The organism is Pedococcus sp. P5_B7, assembly GCF_054049895.1.
Window position 1 is genome coordinate 94643 of sequence record NZ_JBFULM010000001.1, and the last position, 16841, is coordinate 111483.

16 protein-coding genes are annotated in these 16841 nt (G+C 71.0%); 7 read left to right on the forward strand and 9 right to left on the reverse strand.

All coding sequences use genetic code 11. The features are described from left to right. Nucleotides 1-5: 5 nt before the first annotated feature. Genes ACXJKD_RS00490 through ACXJKD_RS00500 form a run of 3 tightly spaced genes read left to right on the forward strand, consistent with a single transcriptional unit; the run spans nt 6 to nt 1003 of the window. Nucleotides 6-338 (forward strand): PadR family transcriptional regulator, encoded by a 333-nt coding sequence (locus ACXJKD_RS00490; RefSeq protein ID WP_457252368.1) that lies wholly within the window; start codon nt 6-8, stop codon nt 336-338. A 31-nt stretch (nt 339-369) separates the two neighbouring features. Beyond that, nucleotides 370-552 carry a hypothetical protein gene (locus ACXJKD_RS00495; RefSeq protein WP_457252369.1) on the forward strand — a complete coding sequence of 61 codons (183 nt, stop codon included), beginning with the start codon at nt 370-372 and terminating at the stop codon, nt 550-552. A gap of 16 nt (nt 553-568) precedes the next feature. Continuing rightward, nucleotides 569-1003: a hypothetical protein gene (locus ACXJKD_RS00500; RefSeq protein WP_457252370.1), complete on the forward strand. Its 435-nt coding sequence runs from the start codon at nt 569-571 to the stop codon at nt 1001-1003. Here ACXJKD_RS00500 and ACXJKD_RS00505 read toward each other — a convergent pair. Further along, nucleotides 1000-1458, reverse strand: a complete 459-nt coding sequence (locus ACXJKD_RS00505; RefSeq protein WP_457252371.1) for a mycothiol transferase — start codon at nt 1456-1458, stop codon at nt 1000-1002. The two genes, ACXJKD_RS00500 and ACXJKD_RS00505, sit on opposite strands and share 4 nt — an antisense overlap. 19 nt (nt 1459-1477) lie before the next feature. Next, nucleotides 1478-3652: an NAD-dependent DNA ligase LigA gene (gene ligA, locus ACXJKD_RS00510; RefSeq protein WP_457252372.1), complete on the reverse strand. Its 2175-nt coding sequence runs from the start codon at nt 3650-3652 to the stop codon at nt 1478-1480. 152 nt (nt 3653-3804) lie between these two features. On the opposite strand from ligA, the gene ACXJKD_RS00515 reads away from it, so the two are divergent. Then, on the forward strand, nt 3805-5307 hold the full coding sequence (locus tag ACXJKD_RS00515; protein ID WP_457252373.1) for a long-chain-fatty-acid--CoA ligase: 1503 nt from the start codon (nt 3805-3807) through the stop codon (nt 5305-5307). Nucleotides 5308-5383: 76 nt separating this feature from the next. Here the strand turns inward: ACXJKD_RS00515 and ACXJKD_RS00520 are convergent, their stop codons facing one another. Continuing rightward, nucleotides 5384-6379, reverse strand: a complete 996-nt coding sequence (locus tag ACXJKD_RS00520) for a DMT family transporter (RefSeq protein ID WP_457252374.1) — start codon at nt 6377-6379, stop codon at nt 5384-5386. Between the two features lie 7 nt (nt 6380-6386). Next, a complete protein-coding gene (locus ACXJKD_RS00525; RefSeq protein ID WP_457252375.1) occupies nt 6387-7373 on the reverse strand; it encodes a methionine synthase in 987 nt (328 codons plus the stop codon). Between the two features lie 219 nt (nt 7374-7592). Between ACXJKD_RS00525 and ACXJKD_RS00530 the strand changes: the two genes are divergently transcribed. Then, the gene (locus tag ACXJKD_RS00530; RefSeq protein WP_457252376.1) at nt 7593-8510 is read left to right on the forward strand and encodes a hypothetical protein; all 918 of its coding nucleotides are present in this window, start codon (nt 7593-7595) and stop codon (nt 8508-8510) included. A gap of 66 nt (nt 8511-8576) precedes the next feature. Continuing rightward, on the forward strand, nt 8577-10388 hold the full coding sequence (locus ACXJKD_RS00535) for a hypothetical protein (protein WP_457252377.1): 1812 nt from the start codon (nt 8577-8579) through the stop codon (nt 10386-10388). A gap of 18 nt (nt 10389-10406) precedes the next feature. Here ACXJKD_RS00535 and ACXJKD_RS00540 read toward each other — a convergent pair whose 3' ends face one another. From ACXJKD_RS00540 to ACXJKD_RS00550, 3 genes are read right to left on the reverse strand one after another with little or no spacing between them, the layout of a single operon-like run. Beyond that, the gene (locus ACXJKD_RS00540) at nt 10407-10793 is read right to left on the reverse strand and encodes an MmcQ/YjbR family DNA-binding protein (protein ID WP_457252378.1); all 387 of its coding nucleotides are present in this window, start codon (nt 10791-10793) and stop codon (nt 10407-10409) included. Nucleotides 10794-10795: 2 nt separating this feature from the next. Further along, nucleotides 10796-11881: a tRNA 2-thiouridine(34) synthase MnmA gene (gene mnmA / locus ACXJKD_RS00545; protein ID WP_457252379.1), complete on the reverse strand. Its 1086-nt coding sequence runs from the start codon at nt 11879-11881 to the stop codon at nt 10796-10798. Next, a complete protein-coding gene (locus ACXJKD_RS00550) occupies nt 11881-13068 on the reverse strand; it encodes a cysteine desulfurase family protein (protein ID WP_457252380.1) in 1188 nt (395 codons plus the stop codon). Before ACXJKD_RS00550 ends, mnmA begins: the two co-directional genes overlap by 1 nt. 198 nt (nt 13069-13266) lie before the next feature. On the opposite strand from ACXJKD_RS00550, the gene ACXJKD_RS00555 reads away from it, so the two are divergent. Beyond that, a complete protein-coding gene (locus tag ACXJKD_RS00555) occupies nt 13267-14718 on the forward strand; it encodes a S8 family serine peptidase (RefSeq protein WP_457252381.1) in 1452 nt (483 codons plus the stop codon). A gap of 325 nt (nt 14719-15043) precedes the next feature. On the opposite strand, the gene ACXJKD_RS00560 is transcribed toward ACXJKD_RS00555, so the two are convergent. Together ACXJKD_RS00560 and ACXJKD_RS00565 are read right to left on the reverse strand one after the other, a co-directional pair. Continuing rightward, complete coding sequence (locus ACXJKD_RS00560; protein WP_457252382.1) at nt 15044-16003, reverse strand: electron transfer flavoprotein subunit alpha/FixB family protein; 960 nt, start codon at nt 16001-16003, stop codon at nt 15044-15046. A gap of 31 nt (nt 16004-16034) precedes the next feature. After that, nucleotides 16035-16817 (reverse strand): electron transfer flavoprotein subunit beta/FixA family protein, encoded by a 783-nt coding sequence (locus ACXJKD_RS00565; RefSeq protein WP_457252383.1) that lies wholly within the window; start codon nt 16815-16817, stop codon nt 16035-16037. Nucleotides 16818-16841: the final 24 nt, after the last annotated feature.

Below are 16841 nucleotides of genomic sequence, written 5' to 3' on the forward strand. Positions count from 1 at the left end.
CGACCATGACTTCACCTCGTGAGCCACGGATGACGTTGGCGACCCAGCTGGTCCTGGGTGCGCTCCTGGCCGATCCGTCGAGCGACCACTACGGCCTCGAGCTGAGCTCGGAAGCGGGACTGCCGAGCGGGACCATCCACCCGATCCTCGCCCGGCTCGAGGCCCTCGGCTGGGTGGAGTCCGAGTGGGAGGACATCGACCCCCGCGTCGAGGGCCGGCCCGCCCGGCGCTACTACCGGCTCAGCGCCGCCGGAGCCGACTCGGCCCGGGCCGCACTCGCCCGGGTGCCGCGTCGTCGAGCCACCGCTTCGCTTCGGCCCGCCCCAAGCGGACACTGATGTGGCCTCCGCGCCACCCCTGGAGGACATCGTGAGCACCACCAAGCCGTTCCTCTGCCGCACCAACCTGCGGCACCGCTGGGAGCTCGCCGAGACCAGCGACGGGGAGGAGTACATCCGGTGCGCCAAGTGCCTCAAGGAGAAGTGGACCGGGCTGGGCAACGACCGGTCGGTGGCCTCCAACGTCATCGCCAACTACGGCAGCATCAACTGAGACTGGGGAGGGCGGCATGATGCCCACGCGCAGACCGCCGGACACGCGGTGGACGCTCGCGCTGCCCTGGCCCTCCCGCATCGTGCGCCTCGCGACGCACGCCCTTCCGGCCGGCACGGTGCGTGACCGGTACCGGTTGGAGCTCCTCGCCGAGCTCGCGGCCGTACCCGGACCGCACCAGACCCGCCACGCGGCGGGGATCCTGACCCATTCGCTGGCGCTGCGCTCGGCGGTCCGAGGCACCCAGGTCACTCCCCTGGAGGCAGTCATGACCACCCCGACCAAGCCCTGGCTCTGCCGGACCAACCTCCACCACCGGTGGGAGTGGGCTCACACCCGCGATGGTGAGCGGTACATCCGCTGTGCCAAGTGCCTCAAGGAGAAGGACTACGGTGCCGGCACCCGGTGGGTCGGTGGCGCCAGCATGGGGGGCGGCTACACCGGCCCCTAGCCGACCGGGTGGCGCAGGACGTCGCGGGTCAGCTCGAGCTGGCCGCGGTGCTGGGCCAGCTCCTCGTAGACGTGCAACAGCACCCCGCCGCAGGTCGCGGCATACCAGTCCTGCCGCGGGATGGTGGGGTTGGCCGGCGGGGCCGTCGGGTCGGTGCGGGCGACCCACTGCCGCAACGACTCCCGCATGTGGTCCGTGTCGGCGGCCAGCGTGGCGACGGCTCCCGTCGCGGTGAACTCGGCGTCTCGGTCGCGCGGCACCACCTCGCCGAGGTTGACCGTCGACGCCCACCGCGCCGTGACGCCGAGGCAGTGGGTCAGGATCGCGAACGGGCTGTTCGCGCCGGGCAGGTCGGGTCGCTGGTTGGCCAGGTCGTCGCCCAGCTCGACAACGATGTCGCGCATCGCCACGAAGGCCTCGTCGCAGAACCGCAGGTAGGTGTCCTTGTCGATCACGGCTGCGCCTCCGGGTCACTCACGGCTGACCGGTCTCGAGCAGCCGGCGGAACCCCTCCTCGTCGAGGATCGGGCGCCCCAGCTCACGCGCCTTGTCCTCCTTGGTGCCGGCGTTCTCACCGACCACGACGTAGTCGGTCTTCTTCGACACCGAGCCCGACGCCTTGCCGCCCCGCGACAGGATCGCCTCCTTGGCCGAGTCGCGCGAGAAGCCCTCGAGCGAGCCGGTGACGACCACCGTCATCCCCGCCAGGGTCTGCTCCACGGACTCGTCACGCTCGTCGGCCATCACCACCCCGTCGGCCTGCCACTGGGTGACGATCTCGTCGTGCCAGTCGACCGCGAACCACGCGGCCACGGCGTCGGCGATCACCCCGCCGACACCCTCCACCCCGGCCAGCTCCTCGGGACGCTCCTTGGCCGCCTCACGGAGCGCGGCCATGGTGGCGAAGTGCTGCGCCAGCGCCCGCGCTGCCGTGGGCCCGACGTGGCGGATCGACAGAGCGACCAGGACCCGCCAGAGCGGCTGCTGCTTGGCCTGCTCGAGGTTCTCGGAGAGGCGGATCCCGTTGGCGGACAACACCTTGCCGTCGACCACCGACTCCTCCGGGTCGGTCTTCTTGGCCGCTCGGGTGAACAGCGGCACCGTCGCGAGTCGGGCGCGCCCCGCCTCGCCGGCCAGCCCGAAGAGCCCGCTCTCGTCCTCCAGAACCCCCGAGTCGAGCAGCGCCCCGGCGCCCTCCCAGCCCAGCGCCTCGATGTCGAACGCCCCACGCCCGGCCAGCCCGGCCAGCCGCTCCCTCAGCTGCGACGGGCAGGTCCGGGAGTTGGGGCAGCGGATGTCCTTGTCGCCTTCCTTTTCGGGGGCCAACGGCGTGCCGCACGAGGGGCACTCGGTCGGCATGACGAACGCACGCTCGCTGCCGTCGCGCAGGTCGACCACCGGCCCGAGGATCTCGGGGATGACGTCGCCGGCCTTGCGCAGCACCACCGTGTCGCCGATCAGGACCCCCTTGCGGTGCACCTCGTCGGCGTTGTGGAGCGTCGCCCGCTCGACCGTCGAACCCGCCACGACGACCGGCTCCATCACGCCGAACGGGGTCACGCGGCCGGTGCGCCCGACGTTGACGAGGATGTCGAGGAGCTTGGTGTTGACCTCCTCCGGCGGGTACTTGAAGGCGATCGCCCAGCGCGGCGCCCGCGAGGTCGAGCCCAGCCGGCGCTGGATGGAGATCTCGTCGACCTTGATGACGATGCCGTCGAGCTCGTGCTCGACGCTGTGCCGCTCCTCGCCGTACTGGTCGATGAACTTCTGCACGCCCTCGATCGAGTCGAGGACGCGGTAGTGGGTCGAGATCGGCAGCCCCCACTCGCGGAACAGGTCGTAGGCCTCGGACTGCCGCGTCAGCTCGAAGCCCTCACGCAGCCCGATGCCGTGCACCAGCATGCGCAGGCCACGACTGGCGGTGACGCGGGGATCCTTCTGCCGCAACGACCCCGCGGCCGTGTTGCGGGGGTTCGCGTAGGGAGCCTTGCCGGCCTCGACCAGGCTGGCATTGAGGTCGCCGAACGCCTCGACCGGGAAGTAGACCTCGCCCCGGATCTCGACGCGCGCCGGGTGGTCGGACCCCGCGAGCTGGTGCGGGATGCCGTCGATCGTCTTGACGTTGTTGGTGACGTCCTCCCCGGTCCGGCCGTCGCCGCGGGTCAGGGCCCGCACCAGCCGGCCCTTCTCGTAGAGGAGGTTGACCGCGAGCCCGTCGATCTTGAGCTCGCACAGGTAGTGGTAGCCGGACGAGCCGGCGTCGCGGGCGACCCGCGCCGCCCAGGCGGCGAGCTCTTCGGGCGAGAAGCAGTTGTCGAGGGACAGCATCCGCTCGAGGTGGTCCACCGCGGTGAAGTCGGTCGAGAACACCGCGCCGCCCACCTGCTGGGTGGGGCTCTCGGGCGTGCGCAGCTCGGGGAACTCCTCCTCCAGCTCGTTGAGCCGCCGGATCAACCGGTCGTAGTCGCCGTCGCTGATCGTCGGCGCATCCTTCACGTGGTAGGCGAACTGGGCTGCCGTCGCCTTCTCGGCCAGGTCGGCCCACTCGTGCCGGGCGGCCTCGGGGGCGTGGCTCGGGGCAGGGCGGGAGTCGTCGCCGGCGGCTGTCCCGGATGCGGTCGTCGAGTCGTTCTCACTCACGGTGCCCATCCTGCCGCACACCCCAGACGACGCACCCCGCGCTCCCCGGTCGCGGCGCCGCGGGACGCAGGCACGCGGCATACCCGAACCCGTAGCCAAACCGCCCACCCACCGGAGAGGATGGCTGGAACCGGACCCCCCAGCGTCGAGGAGCCTGCGTCATGACCAATCTCGCCACCAACCTGGTCACCACCGCCCAGGAGCGGCCCGACCAGGCCGCCATCAAGTTCATGGGCAACGACCTCAGCTACGCCCAGATCCACGGCATGGCTGCTCAGGTGGCGGGGTCGCTCAAGGCGGCGGGCATCGAGCCCGGCGACCGGGTGGCGATCATCCTCCCGAACGTGCCGGCCTTCCCCGTGGTCTTCTTCGGCTCCCTGCTCGCCGGGGCGATCGTCGTCCCGATGAACCCGTTGCTGAAGTCCGGCGAGATCGACTTCTTCTTCACCAACTCCGGCGCCAAGGTCGCGTTCGTCTGGCCGGACTTCGTGGCGGAGGCGACCGAGGGGGCCAGGAGCTCGGGCACCCGGATCATCACCTGCGGGCCGATGGGTCCAGTCGAGGGCGCCCTCGAGGGCGGCGAGCCGATCGCCGAGCCCGTCGAGCGCGACGACGAGGACACCGCCATCGTGCTCTACACCTCGGGCACCACCGGCCGCCCCAAGGGCGCCGAGCTCACCCACCGCAACGTCCACCTCAACGCCCACCGCAGCGCCGTCGAGATCCAGGCCACCACGCCCGACGACGTCGTGATGGGCTGCCTGCCGCTGTTCCACGTGTTCGGGCTGGTGGTGGGGCTCAACGCCGCCGTCATCGCGGGCGCGGCGTTGGCGCTCATCCCCCGGTTCGACCCCGCCGAGGCGATCAAGGTCATCGGCAACGAGAAGGTCACCATCTTCATGGGGGTGCCGACGATGTATGCCGCGATCCTCAACCACCCCGACTCCGACGCCCTCGACGCGACGTCGCTGCGCACCTGCTGCTCGGGTGGGTCGGCCATGCCGCTGGAGGTCATGAAGGCGTTCGAGGCAAAGTTCGGCTGCATGATCCTCGAGGGCTACGGGCTCTCCGAGACCTCACCGGTCGCGTCGTTCAACATGCCGACCATGGAGCGCAAGCCCGGCACGATCGGGGTGGCCATCCCCGGCTGCGAGATGAAGCTCGTCGACCTCGACGGCAACGACGTCCCGCCGGGCGACGGCGTCGGGGAGATCGCGATCCGCGGCGACAACGTCATGAAGGGCTACTGGCAGAACCCCGAGGCGACCGCCGAGGCGATCCCCGACGGCTGGTTCCGCACCGGCGACCTCGCCACGGTCGACGACGAGGGCTACTACACGATCGTCGACCGCAAGAAGGACATGATCCTGCGCGGCGGGATGAACGTGTACCCGCGTGAGGTCGAGGAGGTGCTGTACACCCACCCCGACGTCCTTGAGGCCGCGGTGGTCGCAGTGCCCGACGACCTGCTGGGCGAGGACGTCGGCGCCGCGGTGGCGCTGCGCCCCGGGGCCACGGCGACGCTCGACGAGGTGCAGGCGTTCGTCAAGGAGAAGATCGCGGCCTACAAGTACCCCCGCCACCTGTGGCAGGTCGACGAGCTCCCCAAGGGCCCGACCGGCAAGATCCTGCGCCGCGAGGTCCACAAGCCGGCCGACGCCTGACCGGACCCGCCTGACCGGACCCGGCTGGCCTTGACACGCCGGACCACCGCCGGACGGGGTCCCGTCCGGCGGTGGCTCAGGCGGCCTTGGGTCGCCTGGCCGGCAGGCCGATGGTGACGGCCGAGACGAGCACGATCGCGGCGCCCAGCAGCTGCGGCCAGGCCAGGTGCTCGTCGAGGACGACCACGCCGAGCAGCACCGAGACCACCGGGATGAGGTAGGTGACCGTCGTGCTGACGGTGGCCCCGGCCCCGCGGACGACGTCGAACTGCAGCATGTAGGCCAGGCCGGTGCCGACGACACCCAGGGCCACCACGCACAGCAGGGGCAGCAGCGCTCCCCCGCCCTCGACGTCGACGTGGCCGGACCACGGAGCGGCGTAGCTGTCGCGCGACACCAGCCACCAGACGAGGAGCACCGGCACCATCAGGGCCGAGCCCACGAGCAGGAGGGCGGTCGGCATCGAGAGCCCGCCGAGGTCTGCGCCCCCGAGGAAGCGGCGGTTGTAGGTCCAGCCGAGGCCGTAGCACGCGCCGGCGACGAGGGTCATCCCGAAGCCCAGCAGGTCGGGCCGCCCGGTCGACTCCCAGGGCTGCATGATGACCACCACCCCGACGAAGCCGATGACGACGGCGGCCAGCTTGCGCGGCGAGAGCCGGTCGCTCGGCAGGAAGATGAGGGCGAAGAAGACGGCAGCAAGGGGCGTCGTCGCGTTGCCGATCCCCGCCAGCGCCGACGAGACGCGGACCTCGCCCGCGGCGAACAGGCTGAACGGCAGGGCCGTGAGGAAGACACCTGACACCGCGAGGTGGCCCCAGACGCGACGCTCCCGGGGCAGCCGACCACCGGTGACGGCCAGCAGGGCGAGCAGGGTCGCGGTGCCGGCGAAGATCCGCAGCCCGGAGATCTGCAGCGGCGCCATCGTGCGCAGCCCCACCTTCATGAGCAGGAAGCTGGAGCCCCAGATCAGGGCGAGCAGGAGGTACTTGGCCTGCCAGGGCACGCGCGTCGACGACGCGACGCCGGGGACGACGGTGGCGTCGGATGGGCTGGCGGCAACTCTGGCACTCATGGGCGGGTCAACTCTCGGCTCGTTCGGACCATTCCGCGGCCACGTCGACCGCTGCGCGTTGAACGCGCCAGGCCCCCTCCGGTGTGAGTCCGGGGAGGCCGCAGGCGGGGGTGGCGGTCAGGGCGTCGAGGCCCCGCGGGGCCAGGCCAGCGTCGCTCCAGCCGCGCACGACGAGGTCGGACGCACTGCGCACGGTGCCGGTGCCATCGGTCGGGAGGCACCCGGCATACAGGGCGACGCCGTCCTCGACCGTGGCGGCGATGGACTCCCACCGCGCGGGTGAGAGCGCGGTGACGTCGAGCGCCACGGCGCCGACGCCGGTGGCGCGCAGCAAAGGCAGCGGTATGCCGGGGTCGCAGCAGTGCACGACCGTCGCCGTGCCCGCGGGCACCGCCGCGAGGACGTCGCGCAGACCGGTCATGGCGGTCTGGGGGTCGACGGCACGCAGGTGGCCGTAGCCGGAGATCGTCGGCAGCCGACCCGCGAGGACCGCGGGCAGCGACGGCTCGTCCACCTGGACGACGACGGTGGCGCCCGGGACCAGCCGCTGCACCTCGGCGACGTGCTGGCGGACCCCCTCGGCCAGCGACCCGACGAGGTCGCGCAGGGCACCCCGGTCGGCCAGGGACTTCTCGCCGCGGTTGAGCTCGATGCCGGCGGCCAGGGTCCACGGCCCCGTGACCTGGAGCTTGAGGTCGCCGACGTAGCCGTCGAACACCTCGGCGAGCTCGTCGAGGTCTTGGTGCCAGAGCGAGGCAGCGCGCGACGAGTCACGCCCCGGCCGGTCGACGAACCGCCAGCCACCGGGCTGCAGGTCGACGTGCAGGTCGACCAGGAGGGCTGCGGTGCGGCCGACCATGTCGGCGCCGGGGCCACGCGCGGGGAGCTCGGGGAGATAGGGCAGGTGGCCGTCGCCGAGGATCTCGCGCACGCCCCGGAGTGCCTCGCTGACGTCGGTGCCGGGAAGGGATCCGATGCCAGTTGCGCGAGCCACGCCCTGAGCGTAGCCAGCCCCTCCGACACCACCGTGGCCGGCAGGGGAACTGCGTCATTTGACTGGGGTGTCCACGATTCGCGGTCGTTAGCCTTGGTGGGTCCCAGTTCGTGAGGGACAGGCGCGACGCAGGGTGACCGGGCCCGAGGGCCCCACCGGAGCAGGCCCGGGAACGGGGTGCTCCGATCGTCCCGTCCCTTCGCCCAGGGGAGCGAAGCCATGCCCTTGTCCACCATCGCCGCTGGTACTGCCTCCGTCCCGGTCACCCAGCTGGGCCAGAACGCCACCCTCGCCAAGGAGGTCCAGACCCGGCTCCGGCTCCTGGGCTGCCTCGACCCGCCCGCGAACGGCGACTTCGGGTCGACCAGCCAGCTCACCCTGGCGCGCTACGCCAAGCTGCGCGGCTTCGCCTTCACGAACGCCATCACCCCGCAGGTCGCCAAGGGGCTGCTGACCGACAAGGCCGACACGATCCTGCCGCTGCGGCTCGGGAACGACTTCGCCAGCCGGATGGTCCGCTACATGCAGGCCAAGGGATTCTTCGTCGCGCGGCTGCCCGGGTACCTCAACATCGTCTACGTCGAAGGGGCCGACCAGAGCGGCCGGCACAACGTCGACAGCCCCAACGTCTTCAACGACCGCAGGACGGTCTTCCACTTCGACAAGACCGGCAAGCCGGTCATGGCCCTCAACGCGCTGTGCACCACCGAGCCCGGCCAGTTCTTCACCAACAAGCCGCTCGACCCCAAGGGTGCGGCGCGAATCGCCTTCGGCCAGTACAAGTCGTGGACCATCGGCACCCACCACGCCGAGGCCAGTCCACCGCGAAAGCACAAGGCACTCGTCCAGGCCGACAAGATCCACATCTTCCGTGACAAGAACAAGGACGGGATCCGGCCCGGGGACAAGGAGTTCATCGTCGGCCCCGGGACGGCCATCAACCAGCACTCCGGTCTCGGCCAGTCCCCTTCGAACATCGGGAAGTCCAGCGCCGGGTGCCTGGTCGGCCAGAACGACGACGAGCACAAGAAGTTCATGGCCCTGCTCGAGGGCGACCCGCGGTTCATGGCCAACCACGGCTACAAGTTCATGACGACGGTCATCGCCGGGGACGACCTGGACAAGAAGGTGCCCTGACCGGCGGTGTATCACGGGCGACGGGTCGCTCCTCCTCCCACCAGGGACCACCTGAGAGGAGCGACCATGTCCGAGCAGCGTCGCCTTGCCGTCATCGTCGTGCGCAACGACTCGTCGACACCACAGCCGAACATGGCCGAGGTCATGGACCTGGTGCTGTTCAGCCCCAGCTCGATCGCGCGGTACTTCAGGGAGAGCGCCGAGGACTTCTTCCAGTTCGCCAGGCTCGACTTCTTCGGGTCGTACGACGTGACCCTGCCGATGGCCCCCAGCAGCCGGGACGTGGGGATCGAGGCGGCGCGCAATGCCGCGGCCGGGGCAGGGGTCGACCTCAGCCCGTACGACGGCACGGTGGTCTTCGCCTTTCCCGGCACCGGGTACGACGCGGGCGCCTACGGCTCCTCGGCGTTCCTGCCGACGACGGCCGACTTCACCTTCTTCTGCCACGAGCTGGGCCACGTCCTGGGCCTGGACCACAGCTACGGCATCTTCACCACCGGGGCGGACTGGATCGACAACAACCAGCCCGACTACTTCCCGGTGTACGGCGACCCGTACGACCTGATGTCCTCCGCCACCTTCGGCGCCGCCGACCCGACGACCACGCGACCGGCGGCCGACGTGCCCACCGCGCATCCGTCGTGGGGCTCCGCGCCGCCGCACATCGCCCGGGCCCTGCTCCACCACCAGAAGCCGGCAGCGCTCGAGGACAAGGGGCGCGTCGTCCACGTCAACGAGTCGCAGGACGTCGCCACCACCCTCTACCCGGTCGGTACGGCGACCGACGGCAAGCCCGAGCTCGTCGTGTTCCACCCGACGGGCGAGGACGGCGCGGGACACGGACGTGTCTACGTCGAGTACCGCCAGCCCTTCGACCACAACGCCTACTCCCGCTGGGACGAGGGGCTCGCAGACACGAACGAGCCCGGTGCACGGGACCGGTGCGGCGTCATCGTGCACACGATCGTCGACCAGCCGGGCGTCACGCCGGGTCCGGTCGTCTGGTACGCCGGCCGCATCGTCTTCCCGACCCCCGACACCGACGTCGCGGTCGACACACCCCTCGGGCAGGTGCACGTGGGCGTGACCCAGGAGTTCGGCCAGGCGACGCGGCCCGGCTTCGTGCGGGTGCGGGTGCGGCGGCACAGCGCGCCGTCGCTGACCGTCCGCACGACCAGTGCGGACACGACCGACGTCATCCGGACCGAACGCCGTCCGCACCCGGGTTGGGAGTGGGCCGGCGACTTCACCTGGGAGACGCGCGAGACCGTGCGCGTGACGACGTACACCCCGGTGACGGTCGGCATCGGTGGGACGTCACCGATCGACGCGGAGTCCAGCGTGGTCGTGAGCTGGTTCGTCGGCGGGACGCAGGTCTTCGGCCCCAGCTCGTCGATCCCCCTGACGCTGCCGGACGGACGGGTCGTGACGCTCGAGACCACCCTCCACGCAACCACCCGGGTCCTGACCCTGCGCAACCACCCGGCGGACGGTGACATCGACGTTCCCGTCGTCGCCCGCGCGTCCGCGGCTGACGGGGCCGGCGAGGTCTTCGCCACGAGCGCCTACTCGGTCCGGGCTCGGACCAGCGGGTGGGGCTCGGACTGGGACCGGTTCATGGACTTCTGGTACCGCATCACCCACCCGGTGCCGCGGGAGCGGATCGGGCCGCCGGACCCCGGGGACCCGCTCAAGCGGTTCGACCCGCTCGCCGAGGTGGCGCGACAGCAGCTCGAGCGCGTGCGGGAGGCGTATGCCGAGCTCGCGAGGGTGAGCCCGGCGGTGGCCGAGAACGCGCGCTCGGTGATGGCCGATCAGGAGCGGATGCTCCAGCCCCAGCGGCTCAAGGCTGTCAGCGTCGAGCGACGGGTGGGATAGGCGCCCCCGCGTCTGATCTCAGGTGGCGTCGAGCTCCGCGAGCAACCGCTTCGGTGCCACGCAGCGCCAGCCGTCCTCGACCAGCGCCTCGACGTGCGGCCAGTCGATGTCGTCGACGTCCAGGTAGACCCCCACCCAGCCGCGGTGCCCGACGTACGGCGGCCGGAAGTAGCGCTCGGGCTCGGCGGCAACCAGGGCTGCCTGCACCCCGTCCGGCGCGGCCAGCCAGACGGCGGTCCGGTCGTCGTGGTGCTCCTGCGCGGCCATCACGAAGGTCTTCTTCCCTCCGGCGAACCAGCACGGCTCACCGTGCGACTCCCGCTGCTCGGTCCCCGGGAGGGCCAGGCACAGCGACCGCACCCGCGCGAGCGGTGACCCGTCCCGGATCTCGCTGCGCAGCGGCATACCTAGCGCTCCAGCCAGGTCGCCGCGATCGTCGCCGAACCCACCACGCGCGTCCCCTCGTAGAGGACGACGGACTGTCCCGGCGCGACCCCGCGAAGTCGGCCGGACAGCCGCACCTCGACGTCGTCACCATCGGCCCACGCCTGCGCCGGCACTTCCTCCCCATGCGCTCGCACCTGGGCCCCGACCTCGACCACGCCCTCGGGCGGCGGCCCGCACCAGCGGGCGTGGTCACCGCGAATCGCGTTGACCCCCAACAGGTCTGACGTGCCGATCAGCACGCGGTTGGTTGCGGCATCGACCTGCACGACGTAGCGCGGGTCACCGTCGAGAGCGGACCGGTCGAGGCCCAGCCCCCGCCGCTGCCCCACGGTGTAGGCGTACGCACCCTGGTGCGCCCCGACGACCTCACCCGACTCGGCGTCGACGATCTCGCCGGGCTGCTCGCCCAGTCGGGCGGTGAGCCATCCGCGCGTGTCACCGTCGGCGATGAAGCAGATGTCATGGGAGTCGGGCTTGCTCGCGACGTAGAAGCCGCGCTCCTTCGCCTCGGCCCTGATCTCCGGCTTGGCGGTGTCGCCGAGCGGGAAGAACGCCCGGGCCAGCTGGTCGGCGTCGAGGACGCCGAGCACGTAGGACTGGTCCTTCGCCATGTCCACCGCGCGGTGCAGCTCCCGCCCACCGTCGGGTCGCTCGACGACCTGCGCGTAGTGGCCGGTGGCCACGGCGTCGAAGCCGAGCGCGATGGCCTTGTCGAGCAGCGCCGAGAACTTGATCTTCTCGTTGCAGCGCAGGCACGGGTTGGGGGTGCGTCCTGCGGAGTACTCGGCGACGAAGTCCTCCATGACGTCGCGCTTGAAGCGCGCGGCCATGTCCCAGACGTAGAACGGGATCCCGAGCATGTCGGCGACCCGTCGGGCGTCGCCCGCGTCCTCGATCGTGCAGCAGCCGCGCGCGGACTCGCGCAGCGTGGCGGCACTCTGCGACAGGGCGAGGTGCACGCCGACGACCTCGTGCCCGGCATCGAGCATGCGCCCCGCGGCGACGGCGGAGTCGACCCCTCCCGACATCGCGGCAACGACCCGCATCAGCCGGCCCACCCGCTGGCCCGGCGCGCCCGGTCGATGGCCGCCGGCAGGGCAGCCAGCACGGCGTCGACATCGGCGTCCGTCGAGGTGTGGCCCAAGGTCAGGCGCAGGGCGCCCTTGGCGGACTCCTCGGGAATCCCCATGGCCAGCAACACGTGCGACGGCTGCGGCACGCCGGCCTGGCAGGCCGAACCCGTGGAGCACTCCACGCCTGCGGCGTCGAGGAGGTAGAGCAGCGAGTCGCCTTCGCAGCCGGGGACGAGCAGGTGGGCGTTGCCCGGCAGGCGGCGGATGCCGTCGCCGGCCTCCCACGCGCCGGTGACCGTCACGTCGTAGCCCAGGCCCATCGCCTCGTGGACCAGCCGGTCGCGCAGGGCCACCAGCCGAGGGGTCTCCGTGGGCACCGACTGCACCGAGTCCTCCATGGCCACCGCGAAGGCACGGATGGCCGGGACGTCGAGGGTGCCGCTGCGGATCTGCCGCTCCTGTCCCCCGCCGAAGCTCTGCGGCACGACGACCGCGTCCCGGCGCACCAGCAGGGCGCCGACCCCGAGGGGGCCGCCGACCTTGTGCCCGGTGACGGTCATCAGGTCGGCCCCGGACGCGGTGAAGTCGACCGGGAGGTGCCCGGCCGCCTGGACGGCGTCGGTGTGGAACGGCACGCCGTACTCGTGGGCCAGCGCCGCGAGGTCGGCCACCGGCTGCACCGTGCCCACCTCGTTGTTCGCCCACATCACGGTGACCAGCGCGACGGAGTCGGGGTCCTCCTCGATGGCCGCGCGGACGGCCGTGGTCGTGATGAAGCCGGCCGGGTCGGGGTCGACCCAGGTCACCTTCGCGCCCTCGTGCGTGACCAGGTGCTCGACGCAGTCGAGAACGGCGTGGTGCTCGATCGAGCTGCAGACGATGCGGATGCGGGCCGGGTCCGACTCCCGCCGGGCCTCGAAGGTCCCCGCCACCGCCAGGTTGTCGGACTCGGTGCCCCCGGACGTGAAGACGACCTCCGACGGGCGGGCACCCAAGGCCTTCGCCAGCCGCTCGCGCGACTCCTCCACGACGCGACGGGCCATCCGGCCCGAGGTGTGCAGCGACGACGCGTTGCCGGTCGTGGCCAGCTGGTCGGCCATCGCCGCGATGGCCGATGGCAGCATCGGCGTGGTGGCGGCATGGTCGAGGTAGGCGGTCACTGGCGAAAGTTTACGCGTCAATCGTCCCTCCGGCCGCCCGGCGTCCACCTGACCAATCCTTTACCTACCGGCACGTAACCCCGGTCACACACCCTCGTTGACACGGCATACCGACCATCGCCGCTGCTGGTCAGTCGCCCTGGTCAGTCACCCTGGTCAGTCACCCTGGTCAGTCACGAAGGGAAATCAATGCACACCGTGAAGAGAACCCGGGCAGTCGTCGCGACTGTGGCCACGGCCGCCCTCGCCGCCATGGCCCTCGCCACCCCTGCCTCCGCAGGTCTGCTGTCTTCCGGCAAGGCGCTCGCGCCGGTCCAGCCCTGGCTGGCCTCCCAGCTGGGTGTGCTCAAGGCCGCCACCCCGACCACCGTCCTCGTGCACGGCACGGACACCGCCGCCGCCACCAAGGCCGTCCAGGCGGCCGGTCTGCGCAGGGTGACCACGTTCGACAAGGTCGGCGTCGTCGTGGCCACCGGTCTGCCCGCCCAGGTACAGGCCGTGCGTTCGCAGCCCGGCGTGACCTACGTCGAGGGCAACCAGCCCATCGAGATGCTGCTGTCGACCTCCAACACCGCCACCCGCGGCTCCGAGGCCCGCAGCACCCTGACCGGCGCCAACGGCTCCGCCCTCGACGGCAAGGGCGTTTCCGTCGCGGTCATCGACTCGGGTGTCGACCCCACCCACCCGTTCCTCACGAACGCCGACGGCACCTCCGCCGTCGTCAAGAACCTCAAGATGCTGTGTGACCCGCTGACCGAGGGCACCTGTGCCCCGGTCGACGCCGGGTCGCTCAACACCGACCTCCTGTCCGGTGGCGGTCACGGGATGCACGTCAACGGAATCGTCGCCGGTCGCGACGTCACCCTGTCCGACGGCACCACGATGCACGGAGCCGCCCCCGGCGCGAGCCTGGTCAGCATCAGCACCGGTGCCGTGCTGTTCATCATCGGCGCCGACGCGGCGCTCAACTGGGTGCTCGAGAACCACGACGCTCCCTGTGGCGCCGGTGTCCCGGCCAGCACCTGCCCGCCGATCAAGGTGACGTCGAACTCCTACGGCCCCACCGGCGGTGGCGCGTTCGACCCGAACTCCGCGACGGTCAAGATCCAGCGTGAGCTCGTCAAGGAAGGTGTCGTGTCGGTCTGGGCCAACGGCAACGACGGTGGCGACGGGTCCGAGGACCTGTCCAACCCGCCCGGCAAGGACCCGACGCCCGGCATCCTCTCGGTCGCCTCGTTCTTCGACCAGAACACCGGCACCCGCAACGGCACCGTGTCGGACTTCTCCAGCCGCGGCAAGGCCGGCGACCAGTCGACCTACCCGGACATCTCGGCGCCGGGTGAGGACATCACCAGCTCGTGCCGCGTCTACCTGCCGATCTGCTCCTCGGGACTCGATCCCAAGGACGGCGGCGACTACAACACCATCAGCGGCACCTCGATGGCCACGCCCCACATCTCGGGCATCGTCGCGCAGCTGTTCCAGGCCAACCCGAACGCCACCCCGGCGCAGGTCGAGGCGGCCCTGGAGTCCACGGCCTACAAGTACACGGACGGTGCCCCGTACGAGTCGGGCACCAACGGCACGACGAGCTTCGACAAGGGTCACGGCCTGGTCGACGTCGTAGCCGCCGCCAACGCTGTTCGCTGACAGCCCAGCGCAACAGCGCGGCGTCTTCGGAGTCCCGTGAGGGGGACTCCGAAGACGCCGACACCGCAGCCGGCACGCGACCCAACCCCGCACGCAGGCAGCGCGAACGCCCCGGACCCCCCTGTCCGGGGCGTTCACCTGTCCCGCCCCCCGCCAGCACCCCCGCCCAGCAACCKTTGCTAGCGCACGAAACTGGTTGGTGGACAGGTGGCACCCTGTCCACCAACGAGGTTCCTGTGCTGGGTGCCGAAGCGCCCCGGACCGGGTGGTCCGGGGCGCTTCGTCGGTATGCCGCGTGGCCGACGTCGAGCGTCAGCCGGCGAGGTCAGCCCTTGGCAGCGTTGACTGCCTCGGTGGCCTGCGGGAGGACCGTGAAGAGGTCACCCACGACACCGAAGTCGACGAGCTCGAAGATCGGGGCTTCCTCGTCCTTGTTGATCGCGATGATCGTCTTGGACGTCTGCATGCCCGCGCGGTGCTGGATGGCACCGGAGATGCCACAGGCGACGTAGAGCTGCGGCGACACCTGCTTGCCGGTCTGGCCGACCTGCGAGGTGTGCGGGTACCAGCCGGCGTCGACGGCGGCGCGGGACGCACCGACGGCGGCACCGAGGGAGTCGGCAAAGCTCTCGACGGGCGAGAAGTCGCCGCCGGTGCCACGACCACCGGAGACCACGATCGCGGCCTCGGTCAGCTCCGGGCGGCCAGTGGCCTCCTTGGGCTTGGACTCGGTCACCTTCGCGCCCTTGGCGGCGTCGGAGATGGTCGGCTCGAACGCCTCGTCGGCGGCCGCACCGGCGGCCTCCTCCGGCGTCGCCGAGTTGGGCTTGACCGTGATGATCGGCGTGCCCTTGGTGACGGTGGCCTTGACGCTGTAGGACCCGGCGAAGACGGACTGGGTCGTGGTGACGCTGCCGCCCTCCCCCGCCTGCACGTCGACGGCGTCGGTGATCAGGCCGGAGTCGGTCTTGATCGCCAGCCGGGCCGCGATCTCCTTGCCGGCCGAGTTGCTCGGGATGAGCACCGCGGCGGCGGAGGTCTTCTCGACCAGCTGCGCGAGCAGCTCGGCCTGCGGGGCCACCAGGTAGTCGGTGACGTCGGCGCTCTCGACGCGGTAGACCTTCTCCGCGCCGAACCTGGCGAGGGTCTCCTTCGCCGCGTCGAACCCGTCGCCGACGAAGACGGCGCTGGGCTCGCCGAGGCGACGGGCGATGGTCAACAGCTCTGAGGTGGTCTTGCGGACGGTGCCGTTCGCGTGGTCGACCAGAACAAGTACTTCAGCCATGGGGGTGTTCCTTTCCTTGTCTCTGGCCGGCTCAGACGAACTTCTGCGCGGTCAGGAACTCTGCGAGCTTGGTGCCGCCGTCGCCGTCGTCGGTGACGATCTGGCCCTGCTCGCGCGGGGGGCGCTTGGTGAACGACTCGACCTTGGTCCAGGCGGCGTCGAGGCCGACCTGCGACGCGTCGATGCCGAGGTCAGCCAGGGCCCACTCCTCGACCGGCTTCTTCTTCGCGGCCATGATCCCCTTGAACGAGGGGTAGCGCGGCTCGTTGATCTGGTCGGTGACCGAGACGAGCGCGGGCAGGGTGGCGACGATGGTCTCCGATGCGGCGTCGCCGTCACGGCGGATCGTCACGGTGGACCCGTCGACGGTCAGCTCGGAGGCGAAGGTCACCTGCGGCAGCCCGAGGCGCTCGGCGAGCATGGCCGGGACGACGCTCATGGTGCCGTCGGTGGAGGCCATGCCGGTGATCACGAGGTCAGGGCTGCCGATCTTCTTGACCGCCTCGGCGAGGACCAGCGAGGTGGCCACGGCGTCGGAGCCGTGGATCGCGTCGTCCTTCACGTGGACGGCCTTGTCGGCCCCCATCTGCAGCGCCTTCTTGAGCGCATCGGCGGCCTGGTCGGGGCCGACGGTGACCACGGTCACCTCACCCTCACCGGCTTCGACCAGCTTGAGGGCCTCCTCGACGGCGTACTCGTCGAGCTCGGACAGCAGTCCGTCGACGCCCACCCGGTCGGTGGTGTTGTCGGAATCGTTGAACGTGCGGTCGGACTGTGCGTCCGGCACGTACTTCACGCAGACGACGATGTTCATGTGCGACTCGTCCCCTTCTTCACA